Raw genomic sequence first — 26307 nt, forward strand, 5'->3', positions numbered from 1 at the left:
CCCTATTCATGGACCCTGTCAACCGGCCGGAGCTGATTTCAGAGGGCGATCAGGCCGCGTTGGAGGCGTGGCCGTCGCTTAAGAAAGCGTAGATGCCGGAGGCGGAATCCGTTGCCCGCAGCTTGGCGACCATATCGGGATCGCGCAGAACACGGGCGATGCGCGACAGCGCCTTCAGATGATCGGCGCCGGCACCCTCGGGCGCCAGAAGCAGGAAGACAAGATCGACCGGCTGGTCGTCCAATGCTTCGAAATCGACCGGAGAATCAAGCCGGGCGAAAATACCGACGATCGACGACAGGTGGGCGAGCTTGCCGTGCGGAATGGCGATGCCGTTGCCGACACCGGTGGACCCGAGCCGCTCGCGCTGGAGAATGACGTCGAAAATTTCTCGTTCGGGAAGTCCAGTGATTTTGGATGCTTTTGCCGCCAATTCCTGAAGCAATTGCTTCTTTGAATTGGCCTTCATGGCCGGAAGTATCGCATTCTGCTGCAGCAAACCTGCCAATGCCATTCTTTCTGTCCTCGTTCGCCGGTGGAAACGACGTTCGGCAAGTAATGCCGGACGGCGGCTCCATCCATCTTTCTCGGTGGTTTCTGACGGATCGTCAACGGTACCGCCTGCGTCCACCACCAGGAAAAAGCGGTCGATTGAGCGCCGGCGAGCCGGCACTCAATCGGGTCCACTCAGCCCTTGATATTGGCTGCATCGATCCAGCCAATGTTTCCATCGTTGCGTCGATAGACGATATTCAACTGCTCATTGCCGGGGCTACGGAACATCAGGACGGGTTCGTCTGTCATGTCGAGCGCCATCACGGCGTTTGCGACAGACATCGTCTTCAGCTGTTTTGAACTCTCCGCGACGATCGTCGGTGCATAGTTGTCCGGAAGCTCGTCGTCTTCGTCGGGCACTGAATCCATCACGGTGTAGGCTACTTCGGCAAATCCTGTATGGCCATTGCCATTGTGGTGATCCTTGAGCTTGCGCTTGTACCGGCGGATGCGCTTGGCAATCCGCTCGGATGCCGCGTCGAACGCAGCTTGCGGGTCGTTCGCCTGGCCGTTGGCCTGCAAGGCGGCACCTGAATCCAGGTGAATCTTGCAATCGGCGCTGAAACGGGATCCAGACTTTTCCACGGTGACCTGGCTTGAATATCCTCCGTCAAAATATTTGGTTACGGCCTGTTCGATCTGGTCTTCAATCCGCAGACGGAACGCTTCGCCGATTTCCATATGTTTACCGGATACACGCACACTCATGGAGTTTCCTCTCTTTTCGTGATTTGCGCAGCCAGTCTATTCCAACCGCATCCGTCATCCAAGCATTTCACGCACGCAAACGAATTTTGCGTCAGAAGGGGCAGGATTTGGAGGGATATGCTTCAGGCAGGCTTGGTCCTCATGCCATTGCGGCCGCCAAATACTCCCGGTTGTTCTAAAAGTCAAACGAAGAGTTAATAATACCGTGATCGCGGGGTTTCACACCTGTTGATCGCAGGGATAACGGGGATAAGCACCCCCTGGTCTCAGGCCGAGACCTTGGCCATTGCCCGTTTTTCGCGGCGCCGCTGGACAGAGGAGGGGATGTTCATCGCCTCCCGGTATTTCGCCACCGTCCGGCGGGCGATGTCGACGCCGCCCTTCTTCAGGATATCGACGATATCGTCGTCCGAAAGCACGGCGTCCGGGCTTTCCAGGAGGATCATGTTGCGGATGCGGTGACGTACCGATTCCGCCGAGTGCCCGTCTCCACCCTCGGCTGATCCGATCGACACCGTGAAGAAATATTTGAGCTCGAACAGGCCGCGCGGCGTCAGCATGTATTTGTTCGATGTGACGCGGCTGACGGTCGATTCATGCATCTTGATGGCGTCGGCGACGGTCTTCAGGTTGAGCGGCCGCAGGTGGTCGACACCGTTGACGAGGAAGGCGTCCTGCTGCCGAACGATCTCGGTCGCCACCTTCATGATCGTCTTGGCGCGCTGGTCGAGGCTGCGGGTCAGCCAGTTGGCCGTCTGCAGGCATTCGGCCAGGAAAGCATGGTCGGCGCTGTTCTTCGGCGCGTGGCGCGAAACGGTGGCGTAGTAGGTTTGGTTGACCAGCACCCGGGGAAGCGTATCCGGATTGAGCTCCACAGCCCAGCTGCCATCCTGCGCCGGGCGCACGACGATATCCGGGACGATGGCCTCCGATGGGCTTGTCTCGAAACTCGTGCCGGGCTTCGGATCGAGCTTGCGGATTTCCGCCAGCATGTCGATGAGGTCTTCTTCGTCGACGCCGCAAATGCGTTTCAGGCTGGCAAAGTCGCGCCGGGCAAGCAATTCCAGGTTCTGGAGGAGCGCCGCCATGGCGGGGTCGAGCCGGTCGCGCAGGCGCAGTTGGATGGCGAGGCACTCGCTCAGCGTTCGCGCGAAAACACCGGGCGGATCGAGCTGCTGCAGGCTGTCGAGCACCCGCGCCACATCGGCCGTCGCGCAGCCCAGTCGCTCGCCGATCTCGCGGATATCGGCATGCAAGTAGCCGGCCTCGTCCAGTTGGTCGATCAGGTGCTGGGCAATCAGCCGGTCGGCCGCGCCATGGACGCTGAAGGGAACCTGTTCGTTGAGGAAATCGCGCAGCGTTACGCGGTTGGCGACGAAATCATCGAGGTCGTAGCCGTCGCTGCTTTCGCCTTCGCCGCCACCCGGCATCGATTTCCACTGGCTGAGCAATTCCGGCGCATCGGCCCGCTGCGGTGCCGTGTCGTCGGGAAAGACATTCTCGAAATTGGCATCGAGCTGTTCGCTCATCCGCTCGCCGGTCGCAGACGTCGTGCTGTCGTAGACGTCTCCCAGCGGGTCGAAGGTTGCGGTGTCGCCGCTGTCGCGCTCGGTGCGTTCATCCGGCGTGATGTGGAGTTCGTCCTTGCCGAAGCGATCGCCGCCGGCGGCGCCATCATCATTCGTCGCGAATTCGAGCAGGGGGTTCTTCTCGACTTCCAGTTCGATGAATTGGTTCAGCTCGAAATGCGTCATCTGCAGCAGTTGGATGGACTGCATCAGTTGCGGGGTCATCGCCAGGGTCTGGCTTTGACGCAGGAAGAGGCTGGCTGACAGGGCCATGCGGACGCGAAACTCCCCTCAATTCTCCGAGCCGGCGTTCACTTTTGGGAGTGAATTCGCCAATTCTTCAATTGGCCCAAAAATTGCTTATTAACGGGGTTTGGTCAAGCGTTCGCGGGAAATAAGATGAATATCCAGGCGGTCGGGCATTTTTCTATGCAATAGGCATGTAAAATGCGCAAAGCTGCAAGGCGAGAACCCCGCCTGCGATGCTCCGGAGTGATGTCATCGGAACGTGCGAAATGCCTGCTGCCCATATTGCGTTGCAGCATCAGCGGGTGAGCGAAATTTGCTCAAAATCCGGCTGTCGGTCAAGAGAAATGTCCCGGAAGCGGCAGATTTTCGCTGCCGCCGCAATCCTGGTTACCATCGACCAAAAAGAATGTGCCTCAAAGGCTGAAATTGTCGCCGAGATAAAGGCGACGGACATCCGCATTGGTGACGATGTCATTGGCCCGTCCATGCGTCAGCACCTCGCCGGCATGGATGATGTAGGCGCGATCGATCAGGCCCAGCGTCTCGCGGACATTGTGATCGGTGATCAAAACGCCGATGCCGCGCGAGGTGAGGTGACGCACCAGCGCCTGGATATCGGCAACCGAAATCGGATCGACGCCTGCGAAGGGTTCGTCGAGCAGCATGAAGGTCGGATCGGTCGCCAGTGCCCGGGCAATTTCCAGGCGGCGGCGTTCTCCACCCGAAAGCGCCACGGCCGGAGACTTGCGCAAGTGGGAGATGTTGAACTCGCCGAGCAGTTCATTGAGCTTGCTCTCGCGCCGGTCGCGGTTCTTGTCGTGCACTTCGAGAACGGCGCGGATATTCTCCTCGACGGTCAGGCCGCGAAAAATCGAGGCTTCCTGCGGCAGGTAACCGACGCCGAGCCGGGCGCGGCGATACATCGGCATCGTCGTCACGTCGTTGCCGTTGATCTCGATCGATCCCTCATCGACCGGCACCAGGCCGGTAATCATGTAGAAACAGGTCGTCTTGCCGGCGCCGTTGGGACCAAGAAGGCCGACGGCTTCGCCGCGACGCACGACTAGCGACACGCCATTGACGACCCTGCGTCCGCGATAGGCTTTCGTCAGGCCGCGCGCAATCAGCGTGCCCTCGTAGCGTGCCTTGTCGACGACGCGGGCCGGGGCGGCCGCGTCATGCTTGCCAGCCCGCTTGCGTTTGTTCAGGAAGGGGATGTTCACGTGGGCGTCTGCATCAGTTCGTTTTCTGGGACTTCGGGTCGAGCTGGATCTGGACGCGGCCGCCACAGGCTTCGAGCTGCGCTTCGCCGGTGTCCATCTGGACGTTCAACTGGCAGCCGGTAAAGACGTTCTTGCCTTCCGACAGCACCACCTGCTTGCCCTTCAGCACCAGCGTCTGGGCCGTCATGTTGAACTCGCCGCTGTCGGCTGTCGCCTGCTGCGTGCCCGATTGCAGGAACACCTTCTTGTCGACCTCGATGCGATCGATATCGGCGTTGCCGCTGGAAATCGCGCCGCCGCCTTTCTTGTAATAGACAACCATGCTTCCGGCCTGCAGCGTCGTCGTCCCCTGAACGACCTTCACATTGCCGGTGAATATGGCCTTGCTCTCGGGGTCCTTGATTTCCAGCTTGTCGCTTTCGATCTGGATCGGCTCATCGTTGGAAAGCTGGAGACCCTTCATCTTGCTCGTCGTTTCCTGGGCGGCAAGGGGAGTGCTAGCAAAAAGGCTTAGGAGAATGAAAGTTCCGGCAAGCCGAAAGGAAAAGGCGGAAATGGCCGACATATGTGCACCGGTTTTCTAGTTGGCGGTTTTGCGGATGGTTTTAGGATCGACGACGACCTTCACCATGCCCTCAAATGTAACAATGCGTCCCTTATCCGTCATTCTCAACGACTGTGCAACAATGGAACCGCCATTCATGCTGATGGCGATCGGCTTCTCGGTTTTCATCTCGCCGGCATTGATGTCGAGATAGGCCTTCTGGAAATCGGCAACGACGCCATTGTTCATGCTGATGCTGAAAGGTGCGTTCATATTCAAGGTGTTGCCACCGCGATCGTAGATGCCGCTGGTCGCTTCGACGGTGGCGATCAGCTTGTCGTTGACGGGCATCTCCGCGTGGATCGTCTCGAGCGTGATGATGTCGGGATTGGCGATGTCCTGCAGCGCGCGCACCGCTTTCATCGAGTAGCTGATGTCTTGCTTGTTGCGGCCGGAAATTGCCGGGTTCTGCATGACGATCTTGCCATTTTCGATCGTCGCGTTTTCGATCTGCAGGTTTTCCGGCAGGAAGGCGCGCACCACTGAAACGGCGACGAAAATCGCGCCGATCAAGACCGCCACCAGCGGCAGGATGATCTTCAGCCGCCTGACCAGCCGGGAATGGCGCGCCGCGACCGTATAGGCGTCGGCGAGGATCGGCCCCGAATGCGGCAAGCCGCCGGAAAGTTGCACGTCATTCAGCATGAAGTAGCCCGTCGTTCGAAATCATCGCGGCGCAAATGCCCAGGGGACCTGCTGGCCAGACGATGTGAGTGACGGCGAATATGGAGATTTTTTTGTTCCGCTACAATGGAGGCTCGAATTTTGTTCAAACCGGGTTACAACGTGGCGGTGCTGCAGCTATGGATCGCTGGGCAGAAAAGGGCTGGTTTATCCAGGCGCCCTTGAAAAGGAGGAAAGATCATGGATCAGCTTGCGATCGCCGACCGGCGCCAGCTTCGGCGAAAACTGGGGTTCTGGCGGCTTGTGTCCATCGCTCTGATACTCCTGGCGGGCATCGCCGCCTACATCTACGCGAGCGCCGGCGAGACGGGCGCGTTCAGCCGCCCGCATATTGCGCGGGTCAATATTTCCGGGATCATCCAGGATGACCGCGAACTGCTGGAGCGTCTCGACCGCATCGCCGAAAACAATGCCGTCAAGGCGCTGGTGGTCACCATTACCTCGCCCGGCGGCACGACCTATGGCGGCGAAGTGCTGTTCAAGGCTATTCGCAAGGTGGCGGAAAAGAAGCCGGTGGTCGCCGATATTCGCACGCTGGCCGCATCGGCAGGCTACATGATCGCGCTTGCCGGTGATCGCATCATTGCCGGCGAGACCTCGATTACCGGTTCGATCGGCGTTCTCTTCCAATATCCGCAGATCAAGACGCTGATGGACAAGGTCGGCGTCTCGCTGGAGGAGATCAAATCCTCGCCGCTCAAGGCCGAGCCCTCGCCTTTCCACCCGCCGAGCGACGATGCCAAGGCGGTGATCCAGGCAATGATTGATGACAGCTTCAACTGGTTCGTCGACGTTGTCGCCGACCGCCGGAAAATGCCGCGCGACGAAGCCCGGCAGCTTGCCGACGGGCGCATCTTCACCGGCCGTCAGGCGCTCAAGCTGAAGCTGGTTGACGAACTCGGTGGCGATGTGGAAATTCGTGCCTTTCTGAGCGGCCGCAAAGTTGCCAAGGAACTTGACATCGTCGAGTGGAAGGCGCCCGGCTCGTCCTTCCCCTTCGGGCTGGGGGCGACCGCGTCCGCATGGCTCAAATCCTTGGGATATGAAGCTTTTCCGCTCCTGGGGAACCTCGAAAAAATAGGCCGGGAGAAGTTGTTTCTTGACGGTCTGGTTTCCGTTTGGCAGGTTGGCAGCGATTGAAAAAACACCCGATGATCTCTTGTCTGCCGTTTTGGGAGGCTTGAAAACGGCTTGGCATCCCGCGCAACCGGTGGACATGGCCATCCGATGGGCATAACACTCTAAGAACAAACGCAAATTCAAAAAATGAGGGGGCGACAGTGATCAAGTCAGAACTGGTGCAGATTGTTGCGGCGCGCAATCCGCACCTCTATCACCGGGATGTCGAAAATATCGTCAACGCAGTTCTCGATGAAATCACGGATGCTCTGGCTGGCGGAAACCGGGTAGAACTGCGCGGTTTTGGCGCGTTTTCGGTCAAGAACCGGCCGTCGCGCTCCGGACGCAACCCGCGCACCGGCGACAGCGTGTTCGTCGAGGAAAAATGGGTTCCCTTCTTCAAGACCGGCAAGGAGCTGCGTGAGCGGCTCAATCCCGGTTCTGACGATGAAGATGATGAATGAACCGCGCCAATCCGCTTGATGCGCCTGCAGAACTCCCTGGATCTTGCCAGTTTATGGACAAAATTATGCGGCAGGTCGGAGTGCCGCGGCATCGGGCTGCCGGAATGACGGAGACGGAATGATGATGAAGAAGCTGGTGAATATCGTAGTGCTGGTCCCGATCGCCATCGTGCTGATCGTGCTGTCGGTCGCCAACAGGCAGACGGTCACCTTGGCGCTCAATCCGTTCGATCCGACAGACAGCGTTCTCTCCGCCTCGGCGCCGTTCTTCGTCTTTCTGTTTCTCGCGGTGATCTTCGGCATGATCGTCGGATCACTCGCCACCTGGTTCAGCCAAGGCAAGTATCGCAAGCGGGCGCGCAACGAGGCCAGCCAGGCGGTCAAGTGGCATGCCGAAGCCGAAAAACATCGCACCCGCGCAGAAACCATCGCATCGCAGACGATGCTTCCGGCTTCGTCGAAATAAGGTCTCAGGCTTCCGACAAGGCGTTGGCGGCGGCACTGAAATCGGAAAAGAACTTTGCCGCCAGCCTGCTCGCGCTTGAGCCGACCAGCCTCGATCCGAGCTGCGCAAGCCTTCCGCCGATTTCCGCGCTCGCGTCATAGACCAATATGGTCTCGTCGCCATATTCGGTCAGCGTCACATCCGCGCGGCCTTTCGCAAGACCGGCGATGCCGCCGACACTTTCACCTGAAATCGTATAGCTGTTCGGCGCCTGGACATTCGACAAGGTAATCTGACCGGTGAACATCACCGGGATAGGACCGATCTTCACCTTCAGCGCTGCCGAAAACTCGGTCGGTGACGTTCGCGTGATCGAGTGACAGCCGGGGATGCACTGCTTAAGAATGTCGGGGTCGTTGAGCGCTGCCCAGACAGCGTCCCGGTGAGCGGCGATGCGCTCCTCCCCCTTCATTTCCATGCTGATTCTCCATCGTTGCGGTTGCACTGCGTATGTAAGACGTGAAACAGCTTTGCCAACAGGAGGAGCGGTGCTATTTGCAGCGCTTGAACCGTAGCAGATGACGGACGACCCTAAGTGAAAGACAAAGATCGACGGCCCAAGGGAAAAGCCGGGCAGACGGCGGCGCGTGCAAGGCCGGCTGGTGGCGCAAAGCCGTTGGCCAGGAAATCAGCGCAAGCCAATCCGGTGCGTAGCGACAGCGTGCCTTTCGTTCGCAAGGGCGCAGACAAACCGCTTCACCAAAAGGCCGCCACGAAGACGGTTGCCGCCGAGCCACCTCGCGCCGAAGTTCGCATCCGCAGCGGAGCCAAGCCGCAGGAGCGCGTGCCGGTCATTCTCGAGACGAAGGGCGCGCGGGACTATCACCTGATCGACAGCGGCGACGGCCTGAAGCTCGAGCAGTACGGCCCCTACCGCATCGTGCGGCCGGAAGCGCAGGCGCTGTGGCCGAAAACGCTGCCGGCGCATGTCTGGGACAATGTGGATTCGATCTTCACCGGCGACACCGACGAAGACGGCATGGGCCGGTGGCGGTTTCCCAAGGATGTGCTGGGCGAGACCTGGCCCATGCAGATCCTCGATGCCGAGTTCTACGGTCGCTTCACCGCATTCCGCCATGTCGGCGTCTTTCCCGAGCAACTCGCGCACTGGAGCTGGATGAAGGGTGAGATAGAGACGGCCGGTCGGCCGCTGAAGGTGCTCAATCTCTTCGGCTATACCGGTGTTGCCTCGCTGATCGCGGCGAAAGCTGGTGCCGAAGTGACGCACGTCGATGCCTCCAGGAAGGCGATCGGCTGGGCGCGGGAAAACCAGGCGCTGGGCCGTGCCGAGCATCTGCCGATCCGCTGGATCTGCGAAGATGCGATGAAGTTCATCCAGCGCGAGGAGCGCCGGGGCAGCCGCTACGACATCATCCTCACTGACCCGCCGAAATTCGGCCGCGGCCCGAATGGCGAAGTCTGGCAGCTTTTCGACCATCTCGCCCTGATGCTCGACATCTGCCGCGAGATCCTGTCGCCGGAGGCGAGGGGCCTCGTGCTGACGGCCTATTCGATCCGCGCGAGCTTCTACTCCATCCACGAGCTGATGCGCGAGACGATGCGCGGCAGGGGTGGCGCGGTGGAATCGGGCGAACTTATCCTCAGGGAATGCGGCCTTGACGGCAACGAGCCGGGCCGGGCGCTTTCCACCTCCCTTTTCAGCCGATGGGTGCCGAAATGAACTATGACCACAGGGATCACGGCCCCCGCCGGGTCGGCCAGGTAAAGGAAGTCACCAGCCTTGCTAATCCGATCATCAAGGACATCAAGGCGCTCGCCAACAAGAAGGAGCGCGACGAGACCCATTCCTTCATCGCCGAGGGGCTGAAGCTTGTCATCGACGCGCTCGATCTCGGCTGGACCATCAAGACGCTAGTCTACGCCAAGGCGGCCAAGGGCAAGGCGCAGGTCGAGCAGGTGGCGCTGAAGACGGTATCGACCGGCGGCCTGGTGCTGGAAGTCAGCGAAAAGGTGCTGTCGGCCATCACCCGCCGCGACAACCCGCAGATGGTCGTCGGCGTCTTCGAGCAGCGCTATGCGAACCTGAAGGACATCAGACCCGAGCTCGGCCAGACCTATGTGGCCCTCGACCGCGTCCGTGATCCCGGCAATCTCGGTACCATCATCCGCACGGCCGACGCGGCCGGCGCTTCCGGCGTCATCCTGATCGGCGAAACCACGGATCCGTTCTCGCTGGAAACGGTGCGCGCAACCATGGGCTCGGTCTTTGCCATGCCGGTCATCCGCGCCAGCGTCGCCGATTTCGTCAAATGGCAGAAGGCCGCCGGCGTTCAGGTCGTCGCCACGCATCTTGCGGGGGCCGTCGACTACCGCACCATCGATTACCGCAAGAAGCCGGTCGTCCTGCTGATGGGCAACGAGCAGGCCGGCCTGCCGGACGAGTTGGCAAAGGAGGCGACCGCGCTCGCGCGTATTCCGCAGCAGGGCCGCGCCGATTCTCTCAACCTGGCGATCGCCACCGGCATCATGCTGTTTGAAGCGCGCCGCCATTTGTTGACTTTGGATGCCAGGGCATAATGGAAAAGACGGCTATTTTTTCGCGGCCCCTGCCAATCCTCATTCTTGTCGTCGTCGCCGTTCTGCTCGATCAGGCGATCAAGGCGGCGGTCGAGATGTGGTTGCCATTTCAGCAGGCTGTGCCGGTCATCCCGATGCTTGCCCTGTACCGGACCTACAATTACGGAGTGGCGTTTTCCATGCTGTCCGGCATGGAAGGCTGGTTCATCGTCACCATGCGCCTCCTCGTCGTCGCTTTCGTCCTCTGGCTGTGGCGGCGCACGTCAAAAGACCGGTTCTTCGCACATCTTGGTTATGCGATGATCATTGCGGGCGCCTTGGGCAATCTCGTTGATCGATTGATCTTCGGCTATGTGATCGACTACGTGCTGTTCCACACCGCAACCTGGTCGTTTGCCGTGTTCAATCTCGCTGACAGTTTCATTACGATTGGCGCCGGTGCGATCATCCTCGACGAGATACTGCACATGAAAAAGCAGGACGCCTAAAATTTTAAAGACCGGCTGAAGCCATTCCAAACGCTTGTCGTGCTAGGCAAGCGTCATGAGCGACCTGCCAAACCTGAAAAAGCGGATTGCAGCCGAGTTCAGCGTGCCCCGCCGCACGCTGGGGCAGGACAGCGCGTCGCAAGCTGCGGCGGATGACAATCTCCATTCCCTGCAGCCGCACGACGGATTTGATGCCTCTCGGGAAAAGTACCCGGCGTTGAAACCGGCGCTGGCGGGCGGTGCTGTGCTCTGCTCTGCCGCCGTTCTCGCGGCCGGCATCGACGCAGGTTTTTATCTGCTGCCTGCAGGCCTTGCCATAGCCGGTGTCGCCGGGGCCGCTCTGCTGCTGAAGGATTGGTATCGCTCCGTGGCTCGACCCGCCGCGGTCCGCGGCCGCGTCCAGGAAGAAAAGGCGAGCGACAAACGCTGGGAGCGCAGCGAAACATCGCAACTGCTCTCCACTATCCACGACGCACTCGGCGACATCGCCATCATCCGCGAGCCGGGCGGCAGCATCGTCCAGGCCAATACCGTCTTCCGCCGCCTGACCGGGTGGGCGAAGCCGGAGGGCATGACCTGCGAGGCGCTCGGCATCGACTTCGAGCCGGCGAGCGGCCTCAATCACTACAGCGTGCGGATCGTCACCGATGCCGGGGTGAAGCTGTTCGATTGGCACGACGTCATCGCCCGCGAACCGGCGAGTGGCATCTTCATGCTGCACAGCATCGGCCGCGATGTGACCGAGGAAAGCCGGGTCGCGCGCGAACGCGAGGAAGCGCGCCGCAAGGCCGAAATCGCCAGCCAGGCGAAGTCGCGGCTGCTGGCAACGGTCAGCCATGAAATCCGCACGCCGCTGTCCGGCATTCTCGGCATGAGCGATCTGATCGGCCAGACGCGGCTCACCAGCGAGCAGAAAAACTATCTTTCCGGCATGTGCCAGTCCGGTCATGCGCTGGTGCAACTGGTCGATGATTTGCTCGATTTCTCCTCGATCGAGGTCGGTCGTTTCCAGCTTCGCCCGGCACCTGCGCCGTTGCGCGAGACGATCGAGAGCGTCGTCGAGATGCTGTCACACCGCGCGCATGACAAAGGCATCGAAATCGGCGCCACCGTCACAGCCGACGTGCCAAGCCTGATGGATTTCGACGCCGCCCGCCTGCGCCAGGTTCTGTTCAACGTCATCGGCAATGCCGTCAAGTTCACGCATACTGGCGGCGTTCTCGTCAGGGCCTGCATAGAGCGCGCGACCGCCGTCATCAGGATCGACGACAGCGGCCCGGGCATGACGCCGCAGGAGCAGGCCCGGGTCTTCGACGAGTTCGAGCAGGCGGGCGGCAACGCCCAGCGCTCCCTCGGCTCCGGTCTTGGCCTGGCGATCTCGCGGCGCATCATGGAGGAATTCGGCGGCTCGCTGGCGGTTTCCAGCATTCCGGGCAAGGGCAGCACCTTCGAAATCCGCTTTCCGGCTCTGGGCTGCGATCTCGCTGCCGCCGCGCTCGCCAGGACGGGCGTTCTCGATGGCTCGCGTGTGCTGGTGATGGCGCCTGCGGGGCCGGCCTCCAAGGCGTTGTCGTCGACGATCAGGACGCTTGGCGGCTTATGCGAATGCGCCGAAACGGTATTGGAAGCGGCCGTCGCCGTTCGTGCGCTTGCGGCGGCAACATCGCTGACGGACATCATCGTCGATCACCGGCACTCCGCGCAGTTCCAGTCTCTCCTGGCTCAGATGCCGAGCCTTGATCAGCAGAAGCTGCGCAAGACCTATCTCGTCAATCCGGAGGAGCGCAACGGCCGGCCGATCAACCAGATGGACGGCTATCACGCCTGGCTCATTCGGCCGTTGCGGGAAAAGTCACTGGTCGAGGTCCTGCGGGGCCGCATGAAGGGAATGGAAGTGCGCGACGCGATCAACGACAACCGGCCGGTGCTGCGGGACGCCCCGGCCTTGCGCGAAAAGCCGGTCGAGGGCGGCTTGCTGCTGGCGGAAGACGATCCGGTCAATGCCTTCATGGTCCGCGCGGTGTTGGAGCGGGCCGGACATCCGGTCCGCGTGGTCGAGGATTTCGAGGCGCTTGCTGTAGCCCTGTTCGATGCACCGGCGGCGGTCCGCATCGACCCGGAACTGATCGTCACCGACCTCAACATGCCCGGCGGCGACGGATTTTCGATGCTGAAACGGCTTCGAGAGGAGGAGCGCCAGTCGAAAAGAAAGGCTGTTCCGGTCATCGTGCTCACCTCCGATGCCGCGGTCGAAACCCGTGAGAAACTGCTGGCCGCCGGCGCGAGCGCGGTCCTTTCCAAGCCTGCCGATCCGAAAGCGTTGACCACGGAAATCGACCGATTGTTGCCTTCTCACTGACAGCCAGCCTTTGCCTGGCGGCCTCAATGTCACTATCCTGTCGCAGAAACGTGGTTTATGCCGGACAGGATCATAGTGACCAGGATGACGCGCAATGACAGTCGAACCTTTGGATCTGGTGATCGTGGCTGACCAGCCGCAGACCCGTGTCCGGGGCGTCAATGCCCCGGCGTCGGATGTGCTTGGCCGTATTGGCAATCTGGAAACCCGTCTTGCCCGCAATGCATCGGAGATCGATGCCGCCCAGGCGGTGCGCTACAAGGTCTTCGTCGAAGAAATGAAGGCGCAGATCCCGCAGGATGCCGAACGCCGCAAGCGTGATGCGGATGCCTGGGATGTTGTCTGCGATCATCTGCTGGTGCTGGACACGGCGATCGAGGGCGATCCGGAGGACCAGATCGTCGGCACCTACCGGCTGCTTCGCCAGGACGTTGCGGCCAGGACCGGCGGCTTTTATTCGGCTTCCGAGTTTTCCGTTGGCTGCCTGCTGGAACGCCATCCCGAGAAGAAGTTCATGGAGCTTGGCCGCTCCTGCGTCCTGCCGCAATATCGCACCAAGCGCACTGTCGAGCTTCTCTGGCAGGGCAACTGGGCCTATGCGCTCAAATACGGCGTCGATGCGATGTTCGGTTGCGGCTCCTTCCCCGGCGTCATCCCGGAGGAACACGCACTGGCACTCTCCTTCCTCCACCATAACATGGTGGTGCGGGAGGAATGGGACGTCTCAGCCCTTCCGGAACTGTTCCGCACGATGGATCTGATGCCCGCCGAAGCCATCAACATGCGCAAGGCGCTCGCCGCGCTGCCGCCGCTGATCAAGGGCTACATGCGCCTCGGCGCCATGGTCGGCAAGGGCGCCGTCGTCGATCATGCCTTCCGCACGACGGATGTGCTGATCGTCCTGCCGATCACGCATATTTCCGGTCGCTATCTCAATTACTACGGTAATGATGCCGGCAGATTCTCTACCTGATGAAAAACCATTCAAGGTTGCAAAACATCTTGACGCTACGCAGCATTGTCGAATACAGTTGGCTTGTGAGTGAACATAAGCCCCGTCCCTTACTGCATAAAAAGTATTCAGCAGGCTTGGCCTGAATATTTAAATCAAGATCGGCATATCGCATGAAAAAGCCCGCAACGGTTCCCCGAGCGGGCTTTTTTCGTGCCTTGCTTGTCTTGATCAGCTGCCGGCATTGTGTGCCGCAAGGGCTGCCATATTGACGATGTCGGAATCCTTGGCCGCCATCGAAACGATCTGGACCGATTTGTCGAGACCGACGAGCAGCGGGCCGATGACGGTCGATCCGCCCAGTTCCTGCAGCATCTTCGTCGAGATCGAGGCCGAGTGGAATGCCGGCATGACGAGCACGTTGGCGGTGCCGGAAAGCCGGCAGAAGGGATACTGTTCCATCACCCGGGCGTTGAGTGCCACATCCGCACCCATCTCGCCGTCATATTCGAAATCGACGCGGCGCCTGTCGAGGATGTTGACGGCCTCGCGCACCCGCTCCGAGCGCTCGCCGGACGGGTGGCCGAACGTCGAATAGGCAAGCATCGCCACGCGCGGGAAATAGCCGAGCCGGCGGGCGAGGCCTGCCGCTTCCTCGGCGATGTCGGCGAGTTCCTCGGCCGACGGCATGTCGTGCACGGCCGTGTCGGCGACCAACACGGTGCGGCCGCGGCACAGCGCCAGCGACACGCCGATCACCCGGTGTCCCGGTTTCGGATCGATACAGCGGCGCACGTCCTCGAGCGCGGTGGAATAGTTGCGGGTAATGCCCGTCACCATGCCGTCGGCGTCGCCCAAGGCCACCATGCAGGCGGCGAAGTGGTTGCGGTCGTTATTGATCAGGCGCTGGGCATCGCGGTAGAGATAGCCCTTCCGCTGCAGCCGGGCGTAAAGATAGTCCGTATAGGCGCCGGTGCGTTTGGAAATGCGCGCATTGACGATCTGGATGCCCGGCCGGTCGAGGTCGATACCCTCCCGATCGGCCATCTCGCGCATCTGCTGCTCGCGGCCGAGAAGCAGGGCGGTGCCGAGTTCCTGGTTCACATAGGCAAGTGCCGAGCGCATCATCTGAACCTCTTCGCCTTCGGCAAAGACGATCCGCTTCGGCTGGCGGCGGACGCGCTCGTAGATTCGCTGCAGCGTCGAGGCGATCGGATCGCGCCGGGCCGAAAGCTGACGGCCATAGGCGGCCAGATCCGGAAGAGTCTTTCGGGCAACCCCGCTCTCCATCGCCGCCTTCGCCACCGCGACCGGAATGGACGAGATCAGGCGCGGATCGAAGGGCACGGGAATGATGTATTGCGGGCCGAAACGCGGCCGGTTGCCCTGATAGGCCGCCGCCACGTCATCCGGGACGTCTTCCTTGGCAAGGTTTGCCAAGGCCTCGGCCGCGGCGATCTTCATGGCTTCGTTGATGGTCGAGGCATGGACGTCGAGCGCGCCGCGGAACATGTAGGGAAAGCACAGCACGTTGTTGACTTGGTTCGGATAGTCGGATCGGCCGGTGGCCATGATCGCGTCGTCGCGAATGGCGGACACCTCCTCCGGCGTGATTTCCGGATCGGGATTGGCCATCGCGAAGATGATCGGCTTTTCCGCCATGGAACGGATCATCGCCTCCGAGAAGGCACCCTTTTGCGACAGGCCGAGCACCACATCCGCGCCGTCCATTGCGTCTTCGAGGGTACGCCGGTCGGTCTTGACCGCATGCGCCGACTTCCATTGGTTCATGCCTTCGGTGCGGCCCTGGTAGATGACGCCCTTCGTGTCGCACATGATGATGTTTTCGGGTGCAAAACCCATCGACTTGATGAGCTCGACGCAGGCAATGGCCGCCGCGCCTGCGCCATTGCACACCAGCCGCGTGGTCTTCAGGTCACGGCCTGTCAGCTGCAGCGCGTTGATGAGGCCTGCGGTTGCGATGATCGCCGTGCCGTGCTGGTCGTCATGGAAGACGGGAATATCCATGATCTCGCGCAGTTTCTGCTCGATGATGAAGCATTCCGGCGCCTTGATGTCCTCCAGGTTGATCCCCCCGAAGGAGGGGCCGAGGAACCGCACGCAATTGATGAATTCGTCGGCGTCTTCCGTATCGACCTCGAGGTCGATCGAATCAACGTCGGCGAAGCGCTTGAACAGGACAGACTTTCCTTCCATCACCGGCTTGGAGGCCAGTGCGCCGAGATTTCCAAGGCCGAGGATGGCGGTGCCGTTCGAAATGACGGCCACCATGTTGCCGCGCGTCGTGTAGTCATAGGCGGTTGCCGGATTGGCCGCGATCGCCTTCACCGGCACCGCGACGCCGGGCGAATAGGCAAGCGACAGGTCGCGCTGCGTCGCCATCGGCTTGGTCGGTGAAATTTCCAGCTTTCCGGGCCGGCCCTGCGAGTGAAAATCGAGCGCTTCCTGGTCCGTTACGCTGGTGGCGCTGCGACCACTCTTGTCCTTTGCCGACATGGATCCTCCAACCTTTTGTGGGCGACGGCACTGCTGCGCCGCTTTGTTGTTGTCTTCTATAAACGCGCATGGATAGTGTGGCACCACTTTTTTGGGACAAGCATGACTTTTATAGCCGAGCCGATCACCCGCAACGCCGAGGTTCTCACCGCCGTTCAACTGGCGACGGAGGAAAGCCGCGCCACGGCCACGCCGATGATGGAACAGTACATCGAGATCAAGGCGAACAATCCGGATTCGCTCCTTTTCTATCGGATGGGCGATTTCTACGAATTGTTCTTCCAGGACGCCGTCGAAGCCGCGCGCGCGCTCGGCATCACGCTCACCAAGCGCGGCCAGCATCTCGGCCAGGAAATCCCGATGTGCGGCGTGCCGGTGCATGCGGCGGATGACTATCTGCAGAAGCTGATCGGGCTCGGTTTCCGCGTCGCCGTCTGCGAACAGGTCGAGGATCCGGCTGAAGCCAAGAAGCGCGGCTCCAAGTCGGTCGTCAAGCGGGACGTCGTGCGCCTCGTCACGCCCGGCACCATCACCGAAGACAAGCTGCTCTCGCCGTCCGAATCCAACTACCTGATGGCCCTCGCTCGCATTCGCGGCAGCTCGGAGCCGGCGATCGCGCTCGCCTGGATCGATATTTCCACCGGTGTCTTCCGCCTCGCCGAAACCACCGAAACGCGGCTGCTGGCCGACATCCTCCGTATCGAGCCGCGTGAGCTCATTCTCGCCGATACCGTCTTCCATGATCCGCAGATGCGCCCCGTCATCGACATTCTCGGCCGCGTCGCCGTCCCGCAACCTTCGGTGTTGTTCGACAGCGCCACGGCGGAGAACCGCGTCACCCGCTATTACGGCGTCAAGACGCTCGACGGTTTCGGCAGTTTTTCCCGTGCCGAACTTGCCGCCGCCTCGGCCGCGATTTCTTACGTGGAGAAGACCCAGTTCTCGGAGCGCCCGCCGCTCGGCACGCCGGAGCGCGAAAGCGCGGCCTCGACGCTGTTCATCGACCCGGCTACCCGCGCCAATCTGGAACTCGTCAAGACGCAGTCCGGCGACCGCAACGGCACGCTCCTGAAGGCGCTCGACCGGACGGTGACCGGCGGCGGCGCCCGGCTGCTCGCCGAGCGGCTGATGTCGCCGCTGACAGATCCGGAGCGGATCAACGCCCGGCTCGATTCGATCACCGCGCTCTCCGACCAGCCCGCCTTCTGCAGCGATCTGCGTTCCGCGCTGAAACACGTGCCGGACATGCCGCGTGCTCTGTCGCGCCTCTCGCTCGGCCGTGGCGGCCCGCGCGATCTCGGCGCCATCCTTGCGGGCTGCCAGGCGGCGGCGGAAATCGCGGGGCTGCTCGGCAGCGGCAATCTTTCGGAGGAACTGGCCGCCTCGCTGCGGGCGCTGAACGCGCTGCCGGGCGAGCTCGTGCAGAAACTTGCAACGCTTCTCGGCGACGAGCTGCCGCTCCTGAAGCGCGATGGCGGCTTCCTGCGCGACGGCGCCAGCCTCGAGCTTGACGAGATGCGGGCGTTGCGCGACCAGTCTCGCCGCGTCATCGCCGGCCTGCAGCTCAATTATGCCGAGGAAACCGGCATCAAGTCGCTGAAGATCAAGTACAACAACGTGCTTGGCTATTTCATCGAGGTAACGCAGGGCAATGCCGGTCCGATGACCGAGGGGACAGAAGCCCGCGCCCGCTTCATCCATCGCCAGACGATGGCCAACGCCATGCGGTTCACCACGACTGAACTGTCCGATCTCGAAACGAAAATCGCCAATGCCGCCGACCGGGCGCTGTCGATCGAGCTCGAAGCCTTCGAAAGGATGACCGCCGCCGTGGTGGCGGAGGCAGAGGCAATCAAGGCGGCCGCGTTGGCGCTTGCCGTCGTCGATGTCTCCGCCGCTCTTGCGACGCTTGCCGAAGAGCAGGCCTATTGCCGTCCGCACGTCGACCAGTCGAAGATGTTTTCGATCGACGGCGGCCGCCATCCGGTGGTCGAGCAGGCGCTGCGCCGCCAGTCGGGGATGGCGTTCGTCGCCAACACCTGCGATCTGTCGCCGCATGACGGCGAAGGCGACGGGGCGATCTGGCTGCTCACCGGTCCCAATATGGGCGGTAAATCGACCTTCCTGCGCCAGAACGCGCTGATCGCCATCATGGCGCAAATGGGCAGCTTCGTGCCGGCCGCCTCCGCCCATATCGGCATTGTCGACCGCCTGTTTTCCCGCGTCGGTGCGTCCGACGACCTGGCGCGCGGCCGCTCCACCTTCATGGTCGAGATGGTCGAGACGGCCGCCATCCTCAACCAGGCGACCGACCGCTCGCTGGTCATCCTCGATGAGATCGGCCGCGGCACCGCCACCTTCGACGGCCTGTCGATCGCCTGGGCCGCCGTCGAGCATCTGCATGAAGCCAACCGCTGCCGCGGCCTCTTCGCCACCCATTTCCACGAGTTGACTGTGCTTTCCGAAAAGCTGGCGCGGCTTTCCAACGCCACCATGCGGGTCAAGGAATGGCACGGCGACGTCATCTTCCTGCACGAGGTCGGACCGGGCGCCGCCGACCGCTCCTACGGCATCCAGGTCGCCCGCCTTGCGGGCCTGCCGGCGTCCGTCGTCGCCCGCGCCAAGGACGTGCTGGCAAAGCTCGAGGATGCCGACCGCAAGAACCCGGCAAGTCAGCTGATCGACGACCTGCCGCTGTTCCAGGTCGCCATCCGCCGCGAGGAGCACGCCAAGCCCGGTCCGTCCAAGGTGGAGGAAGCTTTGAAGAGCCTCAATCCGGATGACATGACTCCCCGCGAAGCGATGGATGCGCTCTATGCGCTGAAGAAGCAGCTTGCGGGCTGAAGGCCACAGTCATCATCGCTCAAGTAGCGTTTTTGTCAGGAAGAGACCTATTCTCTGCAGCATCTGCTGATGAAGCGCCTGACGCGGAAGATTGCCGCCGTCGTCGCAGACAGGGTCGTCATTCTCAGCCTTGAGCAGCTCGGCTCCGTTTGGGTTGCAGAGGCCCAGAAAGCTGAAATGGACAGCACCTGCTATGCTGGCGAACTCGGCTTGAGGAATAGCGGCGGCAAGGGAATCCGCCTTGAGCGTTACAGGTACGTCACTGCCGACGCCGAGATTGAGCAGCAAGCCGGGAATGATTATGGTTCTCAAACTGTCGGTTCTGTAGCCAGGCGCAAAGCCCGGGTCGATGGCGACGAAGGCGGATATTCGCGGATCGCGGCTTTCCTTGTCAAACCTCGATTTGTCGACGGTAGCCAGATCCACGCCTCCGCGCCGCAGCCATGTGCAATCGGATTGTGGTGACAGCATAGTCTGGCAATACGCTTGGTAGGCCTCAAGCGACATGCGTGCGCCCGCCATCAGAAGAACGCTGTTGCCGCCGAGCGAAAAACCCATGGCCGCAATGCGTTTTTCATCGATTTGCTTTGACCAGTGATCGTCCGCCAGCAGGACATCCAGAAGTTCGGACAAATCTTCGGGGCGGTTCCATATCTTGATGCAGTTCGAGATTGCCATATCCGTCGAGGTGCATCCGGCGTGGTTGGGGCTTGCGACCACGAAACCGTTCTTCGCAAGAAATGTCGAAACCCACCCAAGACCCGCAGCGTTCCCGCCCGAGCCATGCGACAAAAGCACAAGTGGCCATTTCCCTTTTGCCGGTGTTGCCTCCCGGCGTGCCGGAACGCCTTGCCATAGTGCGTTGGCTCCCAACCTATAAACCTCGCCATCGGTTTTTGCGGGGTAGGTCATCAGCACGCGTTCAGATTTGCCGCTATCGGGCTGCGTGATGGTGATCCAGCGCGTCCCCGCCTCAAAGGCGCAAGTCGGGCCGGCCAGCGCCAGAAGCGGCAGCACCAGCAGGGCGGTGAAGCGGCGGTGCGACGTGGCAGTGAAATGACGGGAAGCGGAAAGTGGCATAAGCTCAGTCCTTGCGAGCGTTGAAGACGCCGCCAGCAAGCCGTCTCGCACAATTGCTTTCGACCTCGAACATGATAGAGATCAACGAAAACATGATCGAGGCCACCTCGCCGGGATATCCGCGTGCTCTCAGTTCCACTACCTTTCCTTTCCGGCTTCGTCTTCGCGGTGGTCGCCCATCGAAGCCTGAAGGGTGTTGAGGCTGTAGGTCCGCGGCACATATTCCTCGCTTTCATCCTCCTCTATGCGCTTCAGGGCATGATCGTCGGGCTGCGCTTCGGTTATGGCATCGATGCTCTGGCGCCTGTCCAGCCGGTCACCGCCGCGATGATGCCGCCGCTCGCTTTTCTCGCCTTCCGGTCATTGGCCGGGGTGCTGCCGAAAAGGCCGATTCTGCATGCTGCTGCGCCGGTCGCCGTCGCCCTTTCTCTTGTCTTCCTGCCCGGTTTTGTCGACACGCTGCTGCTCGCGATATTCTTCGGTTATGGCCTGGCGCTCTATCGGCTGACGCTGACCGGCGACGAGGCCGCCGCGGAAGCTGCCCTTCAGCGTGCCCGTCCGGTGCTGCGCGTCGCGCGGTTGACGGCCGGTCTGATGCTGTTCTTCGCACTTTCCGACGGGGCGCTCGCGGTATACACGGCCTTCTACGGCCATGCCTCCGTGCCTGCCGCCGTCGGGCTGATGAACATCGTCGCCATTGGCGCGGTCCTCGCTTACTTTCTGCTACCCGAAACCGGGACCAGGCCGCTGGGCGAGCCGCGCGACCCGCCGAGCGAATCCGACAGGGCGACGTTGGCGAGCATCGAGAGCGCGCTTGAGGAGGCTTCTCTTTACAAGGACGAGAATCTCAGCCTGTCGCGGCTCGCCCGCAGGGCGGGCCTTCCGCCACGGGAGGTCTTCGGCTGTGATCAACCGCGCGACCGGTTTCAACCTCTCGCAGTTCGTCAACAACCGTCGCGTCGCCGAGGTCTGCCGCCTGCTTGAGGAAACAAGGAAGCCGTTGACCGAGATCATGTTCGAGGCCGGCTTCTCCACCAAGTCCAATTTCAATCGGGAATTCCGTCGCGTGACCGGGGTCAGCCCTTCGCACTATCGGGCAGAGGCGCGAAAGCAACAGGTGGCTGACCCAAAAGCGAAGACTTGACCGGCACCCGTTATTCGCCGATATCGCGCTGGCGAGCATCGCTAATTCGTGCTGGCTGTCGCAGGAAACATCTTGGCAATTCTTGCGCGCTATACCAGATAGGTCGCGGTGTCGCATGGCGCCGGGCATTCGGATGTGGTATCAGCGCCCGCCTAAAGAGAGGTCCGAAATGTGCTCCCAAAGCAGCGGCTCGCAGAACCCGCCGGACAGGAAGACGGTCGGCATTTGATGACCATACATGACACTTCATTTCCCGATATCCTGAATGTCGCAGCGCTGAGAGCCAAGTGCAGCTTCATTGCTTCGGCGCATGCGGAGCATCGCGACATGATGCGTCGGGCGTTGCTTGCCGCCTTCAAGCAGGCCAATCTGGACGGCCGCCAGGCCGCCCGCGAGCTTTTGAAGCAGGATGGCAGCGGCCTCAGATGCGCCGAGCGGATTTCCTGGCTGCAGGACCAACTGATCACCGTGCTGCACGACTTCGTCCTTAACGAGGTCTTTGACGCCGCCAATGCGCAGCCCTGGACCCGCATCGCCGTCACCGCCGTCGGGGGGTATGGCCGCGGCACGCTGGCGCCGGGCTCGGATATCGATCTTCTCTTCCTGCTGCCGGCGAAAAAGGCTGTCTGGGCCGAGCCGGCAATCGAATTCATGCTCTATATCCTCTGGGATCTCGGCTTCAAGGTCGGCCACGCGACGCGCACGATCGACGAGTGCATCCGGCTGGCGCGCGGCGACATGACGATCCGCACGGCGATCCTCGAAACACGCTATATCTGCGGCTCACGCGATCTCGCAGACGAGCTCGAAACCCGCTTCGACAGCGAGATCGTCAAGAACACCGGCCCGGATTTCATCGCCGCCAAGCTCGCCGAGCGCGACGAGCGCCACCGCAAGGCCGGCGACACGCGCTATCTGGTCGAGCCGAACGTCAAGGAAGGCAAGGGTGGCCTGCGCGATCTCCACACGCTGTTCTGGATCGCCAAATACTTCTACCGCGTGAAAAATTCTGCCGACCTGATCAAGCTCGGCGTCCTCTCGCGCCAGGAATACGAGCTGTTCCAGAAGGCCGACGATTTCCTCTGGGCCGTGCGCTGCCACATGCATTTCCTGACCGGCAAGGCGGAGGAGCGGCTGTCCTTCGACATCCAGCGCGAGATCGCCGAAGCCCTCGGCTACCATGACCACCCCGGCCTGACCGCGGTCGAACGCTTCATGAAGCATTATTTCCTGGTGGCGAAGAATGTCGGCGACCTCACGCGCATCTTCTGTGCCGCGCTCGAGGACCAGCAAGCCAAGCAGCTTCCGGGATTTACCGCGGCGCTCAGCCGTTTCACCCACCGCGTCCGCAAGATCGCCGGCACGCTGGAATTCGTCGATGACGGCGGGCGCATCGCGCTTGCGAGCCCCGATATCTTCAAGCGCGATCCGATCAACCTGATCCGCATCTTCCATGTCGCCGATATCAATGGCCTGGAGTTCCATCCGGCCGCCCTGAAGCAGGTGACCCGGTCGCTCGGCCTGATCACCCAGGCCGTGCGCGACAATGAGGAGGCCAACCGGCTCTTCATCTCGATGCTGACCTCGCGCCGCGACCCGGAACTGATCCTGCGGCGGATGAACGAGGCCGGCGTGCTCGGCCGCTTCATCCCGGAATTCGGCAAGATCGTCTCGTTGATGCAGTTCAACATGTATCACCACTATACGGTGGACGAACATCTGCTGCGCGCCGTCGACGTGCTTTCGCGGATCGACCAGGGCCGCGACGAGGAACTGCACCCGCTTGCCGCCAAGCTGATGCCGGGCATCGAGGATCGCACCGCATTGTTCGTTGCCGTGCTCCTGCATGACGTCGCCAAGGGGCGGCCCGAAGACCATTCGATCGCCGGTGCCAAGGTTGCCCGCAAGCTTTGCCCGCGCTTCGGCCTGACGCCGAAACAGACCGAGACCGTCGCCTGGCTGATCGAGGAACATCTGACCATGTCGATGGTCGCCCAGACGCGCGACCTCAACGATCGCAAGACGATCATCGATTTCAGCGAACGGGTGCAGTCGCTCGACCGCCTGAAGATGCTGCTCGTGCTGACGATCGCCGATATCCGCGCCGTCGGTCCGGGTGTGTGGAACGGCTGGAAGGGCCAGCTGCTGCGCACGCTCTACTACGAGACCGAACTGCTTCTCTCCGGCGGCTTCTCCGACCTGCCGCGCAAGGAGCGTGCGGCACATGCGGCCGAGGTGCTCTACAACGCGCTGTCAGACTGGAGCCAGAAGGATCGCAAGACCTATACCAAGCTGCACTACCAGCCCTATCTGCTCTCCGTGCCGCTGGAGGACCAGCTGCGCCACGCCCGCTTCATCCGCGACGCCGACAAGGCGGGCCGGGCGCTGGCAACGATGGTCAGGACCCACCAGTTCCACGCCATCACCGAAATCACCGTGCTGTCGCCCGACCATCCGCGCCTGCTGGCTGTGATCGCCGGCGCCTGTGCCGCGGCCGGCGCCAACATCGTCGACGCGCAGATCTTCACGACCTCGGACGGGCGGGCACTGGACACCATCCTCGTCAACCGCGAGTTCCCGAACGATGACGACGAGACGCGCCGTGCCGCCAGCATCGGCAAGATGATCGAGGACGTGCTGTCGGGCAAGAAGCGGCTGCCGGAGGTGATCGCCAGCCGGACCAAGCACCGCAAGCGCAACAAGGCGTTCACGGTGCCGCCGGCGGTCACCATCAGCAATGGCCTCTCCAACAAGTTCACGGTCATCGAGGTGGAATGCCTCGACCGCACCGGCCTGCTGTCGGAGATCACGGCCGTGTTGTCCGATCTTTCGCTCGATATCGCCTCCGCCCACATCACCACCTTCGGCGAGAAGGTCATCGATACCTTCTACGTCACCGACCTCGTCGGCCAGAAGATCACCAATGAGGCCCGGCACGGCAATATCGTCGCGCGCCTGAAGGCGGTCATGTCGGATGAGGCCGACGAGATGCGCGACCGCATGCCGTCGGGCATGATCGCGCCGCAGAACACCCAGCGTCCGGCGGCGGCGCCCAGAAAAACCAAGGCGGATTCATGAGCCTCGTCGGGAAATTCATGACGGTCGGCGGTGCCACGCTCGGCAGTCGCATCTTCGGCTTCGCCCGCGAAACGTTGATGGCGGCCGCCCTCGGCACGGGGCCGATGGCCGACGTTTTCTACGCCGCCTTCCGCTTCCCCAATCTCTTTCGACGCCTGTTTGCCGAGGGTGCCTTCAACGCCGCCTTCGTGCCGCTGTTTTCCAAGGAGATCGAGGCGAACGGCACGGACGGCGCCAAGCGCTTTTCGGAAGAAGTCTTCGGCGTGCTCTTTTCGGTGCTCCTCATCCTCACCATCGTGATGGAGCTTTCCATGCCGCTCCTGGTGCGCTTCATCATCGCGCCGGGCTTTGCCGACGATCCGCAGAAATTCGGCATCACGGTCAGCATGGCGGCGGTGATGTTTCCTTACCTGATGTGTATGTCGCTGACCGCGATGATGAGCGGCATGCTGAATTCGCTGCATCATTTCTTCGCGGCCGCCGTCGCGCCGATCTTCCTCAATGTCGTGATGATCGGCGCGCTGTTCTATGCGCTCTATACGGGCGCCGATCCGCTGGCGACCGCCTGGTATCTGTCCTGGGGCGTGCTGGCGGCCGGCATCCTGCAGCTTGCCGTCGTCTATCTCGGCGTTCTCCATGCCGGCATGAGCATCGGCCTGCGCTTTCCCCGCTTCACGCCCAACGTCAAGCGCCTGCTGATCCTTGCCGTACCTGCCGCGATCACCGGCGGCATCACCCAGATCAACCAGCTGATCGGCCAGGCAATCGCGTCTGCCCAGGACGGCGCCATTTCCGCCCTGCAATATGCCGATCGCATCTATCAGCTGCCGCTCGGCGTCGTCGGGATTGCCGTCGGCGTGGTGCTTCTTCCGGAACTGTCGCGCGCGCTCAAGGGCGGCAATCTGCGCGAAGCCGGAAACCTGCAGAACCGCTCGATCGAATTCGTGCTGTTCCTGACGATCCCGGCGGCTTTCGCGCTCTGGATTCTCTCCGACGAGATCATCCGCGTGCTCTACGAGCGCGGCGCCTTCCACGCGCAGAACACCGAGATCGTGGGGTCGATCCTCGCCATTTACGGCATCGGCCTGCCGGCCTTCGTGCTGATCAAGGCGCTGCAGCCGGGCTTTTACGCCCGCGAGGACACCAAGACGCCGATGCGGTTTTCCGTCGTCGCCGTCGCCGTCAACTGCGCGGCAGCCCTGACCCTGTTCCCGCGTCTCGGGGCGCCGGGCATCGCAATCGCCGAAGCGACGGCTGGTTGGCTCAGCACCATCCTGCTCTTCGTCACGCTGCTGCGCCGCGGCCATCTCGTGTGGGAATGGGCGCTTATGCGGCGGACAGCGCTTCTCATCGTGTCTGCGGCAGTCATGGGCGGCGCGCTTTATTATCTCCGTGGCGTCTTTGCGGCATCGCTCGCCTCCGGTTCGCCGCTCCTGACAAAGATCGGGGCGCTCAGCCTGCTGATTGCCGTCTCGATGACCGTCTATTTCGCCGTCGCCTTCCTCATCGGCGGTGCCGATCTCGGCATGATCCGGCGGAATTTGAAGCGCAAGGCCGGAGCCAAACCGGCCCCGCCCGCCGATATCTGACACGGCGCCCGTGAAAGAGATGATCGCGCGTTGCGCCTG

At 61.8% G+C, this 26307-nt stretch carries 22 protein-coding genes; 13 read left to right on the forward strand and 9 right to left on the reverse strand.

The window, feature by feature from the left end; translation table 11 throughout:
• Nucleotides 1–49 precede the first annotated feature (49 nt).
• The 6 genes from ptsN to lptC all read right to left on the reverse strand — a co-directional run bounded on the left by ptsN (nt 50) and on the right by lptC (nt 5552).
• Complete coding sequence (gene ptsN / locus A3AY_RS0101440) at nt 50–514, reverse strand: PTS IIA-like nitrogen regulatory protein PtsN (RefSeq protein WP_018323890.1); 465 nt, start codon at nt 512–514, stop codon at nt 50–52.
• 173 nt (nt 515–687) lie between these two features.
• Nucleotides 688–1263: a ribosome hibernation-promoting factor, HPF/YfiA family gene (hpf, locus tag A3AY_RS0101445; RefSeq protein ID WP_026203004.1), complete on the reverse strand. Its 576-nt coding sequence runs from the start codon at nt 1261–1263 to the stop codon at nt 688–690.
• Nucleotides 1264–1529: 266 nt separating this feature from the next.
• Nucleotides 1530–3104 carry an RNA polymerase factor sigma-54 gene (gene rpoN, locus A3AY_RS0101450; protein WP_018323892.1) on the reverse strand — a complete coding sequence of 525 codons (1575 nt, stop codon included), beginning with the start codon at nt 3102–3104 and terminating at the stop codon, nt 1530–1532.
• Between the two features lie 389 nt (nt 3105–3493).
• A complete protein-coding gene (gene lptB / locus A3AY_RS0101455) occupies nt 3494–4288 on the reverse strand; it encodes an LPS export ABC transporter ATP-binding protein (RefSeq protein ID WP_040668035.1) in 795 nt (264 codons plus the stop codon).
• Between the two features lie 28 nt (nt 4289–4316).
• Nucleotides 4317–4868: an LptA/OstA family protein gene (locus A3AY_RS0101460; protein ID WP_018323894.1), complete on the reverse strand. Its 552-nt coding sequence runs from the start codon at nt 4866–4868 to the stop codon at nt 4317–4319.
• Nucleotides 4869–4883: 15 nt separating this feature from the next.
• A complete protein-coding gene (gene lptC / locus A3AY_RS0101465) occupies nt 4884–5552 on the reverse strand; it encodes an LPS export ABC transporter periplasmic protein LptC (protein WP_018323895.1) in 669 nt (222 codons plus the stop codon).
• Nucleotides 5553–5771: 219 nt separating this feature from the next.
• On the opposite strand from lptC, the gene sppA reads away from it, so the two are divergent.
• The 3 genes from sppA (at nt 5772) to A3AY_RS0101480 (ending at nt 7640) form a co-directional block, all read left to right on the forward strand.
• A complete protein-coding gene (sppA, locus tag A3AY_RS0101470) occupies nt 5772–6731 on the forward strand; it encodes a signal peptide peptidase SppA (RefSeq protein ID WP_018323896.1) in 960 nt (319 codons plus the stop codon).
• A gap of 140 nt (nt 6732–6871) precedes the next feature.
• Nucleotides 6872–7174 (forward strand): integration host factor subunit beta, encoded by a 303-nt coding sequence (locus A3AY_RS0101475; protein ID WP_018323897.1) that lies wholly within the window; start codon nt 6872–6874, stop codon nt 7172–7174.
• Between the two features lie 121 nt (nt 7175–7295).
• A complete protein-coding gene (locus A3AY_RS0101480; protein ID WP_026203005.1) occupies nt 7296–7640 on the forward strand; it encodes a lipopolysaccharide assembly protein LapA domain-containing protein in 345 nt (114 codons plus the stop codon).
• Nucleotides 7641–7644: 4 nt separating this feature from the next.
• Here the strand turns inward: A3AY_RS0101480 and A3AY_RS0101485 are convergent, their stop codons facing one another.
• Nucleotides 7645–8097, reverse strand: a complete 453-nt coding sequence (locus tag A3AY_RS0101485) for an SRPBCC family protein (RefSeq protein ID WP_018323899.1) — start codon at nt 8095–8097, stop codon at nt 7645–7647.
• A gap of 117 nt (nt 8098–8214) precedes the next feature.
• Here A3AY_RS0101485 and A3AY_RS0101490 point away from each other — a divergent pair, with 117 nt between their 5' ends.
• The 5 genes from A3AY_RS0101490 to olsB all read left to right on the forward strand — a co-directional run bounded on the left by A3AY_RS0101490 (nt 8215) and on the right by olsB (nt 14037).
• Nucleotides 8215–9360 carry a class I SAM-dependent rRNA methyltransferase gene (locus A3AY_RS0101490; protein WP_026203006.1) on the forward strand — a complete coding sequence of 382 codons (1146 nt, stop codon included), beginning with the start codon at nt 8215–8217 and terminating at the stop codon, nt 9358–9360.
• On the forward strand, nt 9357–10217 hold the full coding sequence (locus tag A3AY_RS0101495; RefSeq protein ID WP_026203007.1) for a TrmH family RNA methyltransferase: 861 nt from the start codon (nt 9357–9359) through the stop codon (nt 10215–10217). The genes A3AY_RS0101490 and A3AY_RS0101495 overlap by 4 nt, the downstream gene beginning before the upstream one ends.
• Nucleotides 10217–10705 carry a signal peptidase II gene (lspA, locus tag A3AY_RS0101500; RefSeq protein ID WP_018323902.1) on the forward strand — a complete coding sequence of 163 codons (489 nt, stop codon included), beginning with the start codon at nt 10217–10219 and terminating at the stop codon, nt 10703–10705. Before A3AY_RS0101495 ends, lspA begins: the two co-directional genes overlap by 1 nt.
• Nucleotides 10706–10760: 55 nt before the next feature.
• Nucleotides 10761–13064, forward strand: coding sequence for a PAS domain-containing hybrid sensor histidine kinase/response regulator (locus A3AY_RS0101505; protein ID WP_018323903.1), 2304 nt, complete (start codon nt 10761–10763; stop codon nt 13062–13064).
• Nucleotides 13065–13158: 94 nt separating this feature from the next.
• Nucleotides 13159–14037: a l-ornithine N(alpha)-acyltransferase gene (gene olsB / locus A3AY_RS0101510; RefSeq protein ID WP_018323904.1), complete on the forward strand. Its 879-nt coding sequence runs from the start codon at nt 13159–13161 to the stop codon at nt 14035–14037.
• A gap of 210 nt (nt 14038–14247) precedes the next feature.
• Here the strand turns inward: olsB and A3AY_RS0101515 are convergent, their stop codons facing one another.
• A complete protein-coding gene (locus A3AY_RS0101515) occupies nt 14248–16533 on the reverse strand; it encodes an NADP-dependent malic enzyme (protein ID WP_018323905.1) in 2286 nt (761 codons plus the stop codon).
• Between the two features lie 102 nt (nt 16534–16635).
• Here A3AY_RS0101515 and mutS point away from each other — a divergent pair, with 102 nt between their 5' ends.
• Nucleotides 16636–19377 carry a DNA mismatch repair protein MutS gene (mutS, locus tag A3AY_RS0101520; RefSeq protein WP_018323906.1) on the forward strand — a complete coding sequence of 914 codons (2742 nt, stop codon included), beginning with the start codon at nt 16636–16638 and terminating at the stop codon, nt 19375–19377.
• A 12-nt stretch (nt 19378–19389) separates the two neighbouring features.
• Here the strand turns inward: mutS and A3AY_RS0101525 are convergent, their stop codons facing one another.
• The gene (locus tag A3AY_RS0101525; protein ID WP_162803920.1) at nt 19390–20394 is read right to left on the reverse strand and encodes an alpha/beta hydrolase family protein; all 1005 of its coding nucleotides are present in this window, start codon (nt 20392–20394) and stop codon (nt 19390–19392) included.
• Nucleotides 20395–20580: 186 nt separating this feature from the next.
• On the opposite strand from A3AY_RS0101525, the gene A3AY_RS39575 reads away from it, so the two are divergent.
• The 4 genes from A3AY_RS39575 (at nt 20581) to murJ (ending at nt 26268) form a co-directional block, all read left to right on the forward strand.
• Entirely contained in the window at nt 20581–21441 is an 861-nt protein-coding gene (locus A3AY_RS39575; RefSeq protein ID WP_051108249.1) for a hypothetical protein, read from the forward strand.
• Complete coding sequence (locus A3AY_RS39580; protein ID WP_162709227.1) at nt 21362–21601, forward strand: helix-turn-helix domain-containing protein; 240 nt, start codon at nt 21362–21364, stop codon at nt 21599–21601. Before A3AY_RS39575 ends, A3AY_RS39580 begins: the two co-directional genes overlap by 80 nt.
• Before the next feature lie 228 nt (nt 21602–21829).
• Complete coding sequence (locus A3AY_RS0101540; RefSeq protein WP_018323910.1) at nt 21830–24679, forward strand: [protein-PII] uridylyltransferase; 2850 nt, start codon at nt 21830–21832, stop codon at nt 24677–24679.
• Nucleotides 24676–26268, forward strand: coding sequence for a murein biosynthesis integral membrane protein MurJ (gene murJ / locus A3AY_RS0101545; RefSeq protein ID WP_018323911.1), 1593 nt, complete (start codon nt 24676–24678; stop codon nt 26266–26268). The genes A3AY_RS0101540 and murJ overlap by 4 nt, the downstream gene beginning before the upstream one ends.
• The last annotated feature ends 39 nt before the right edge of the window (nt 26269–26307 follow it).

Source organism: Rhizobium giardinii bv. giardinii H152, assembly GCF_000379605.1.
Taxonomy (GTDB): Bacteria; Pseudomonadota; Alphaproteobacteria; order Rhizobiales; family Rhizobiaceae; genus Pararhizobium; species Pararhizobium giardinii.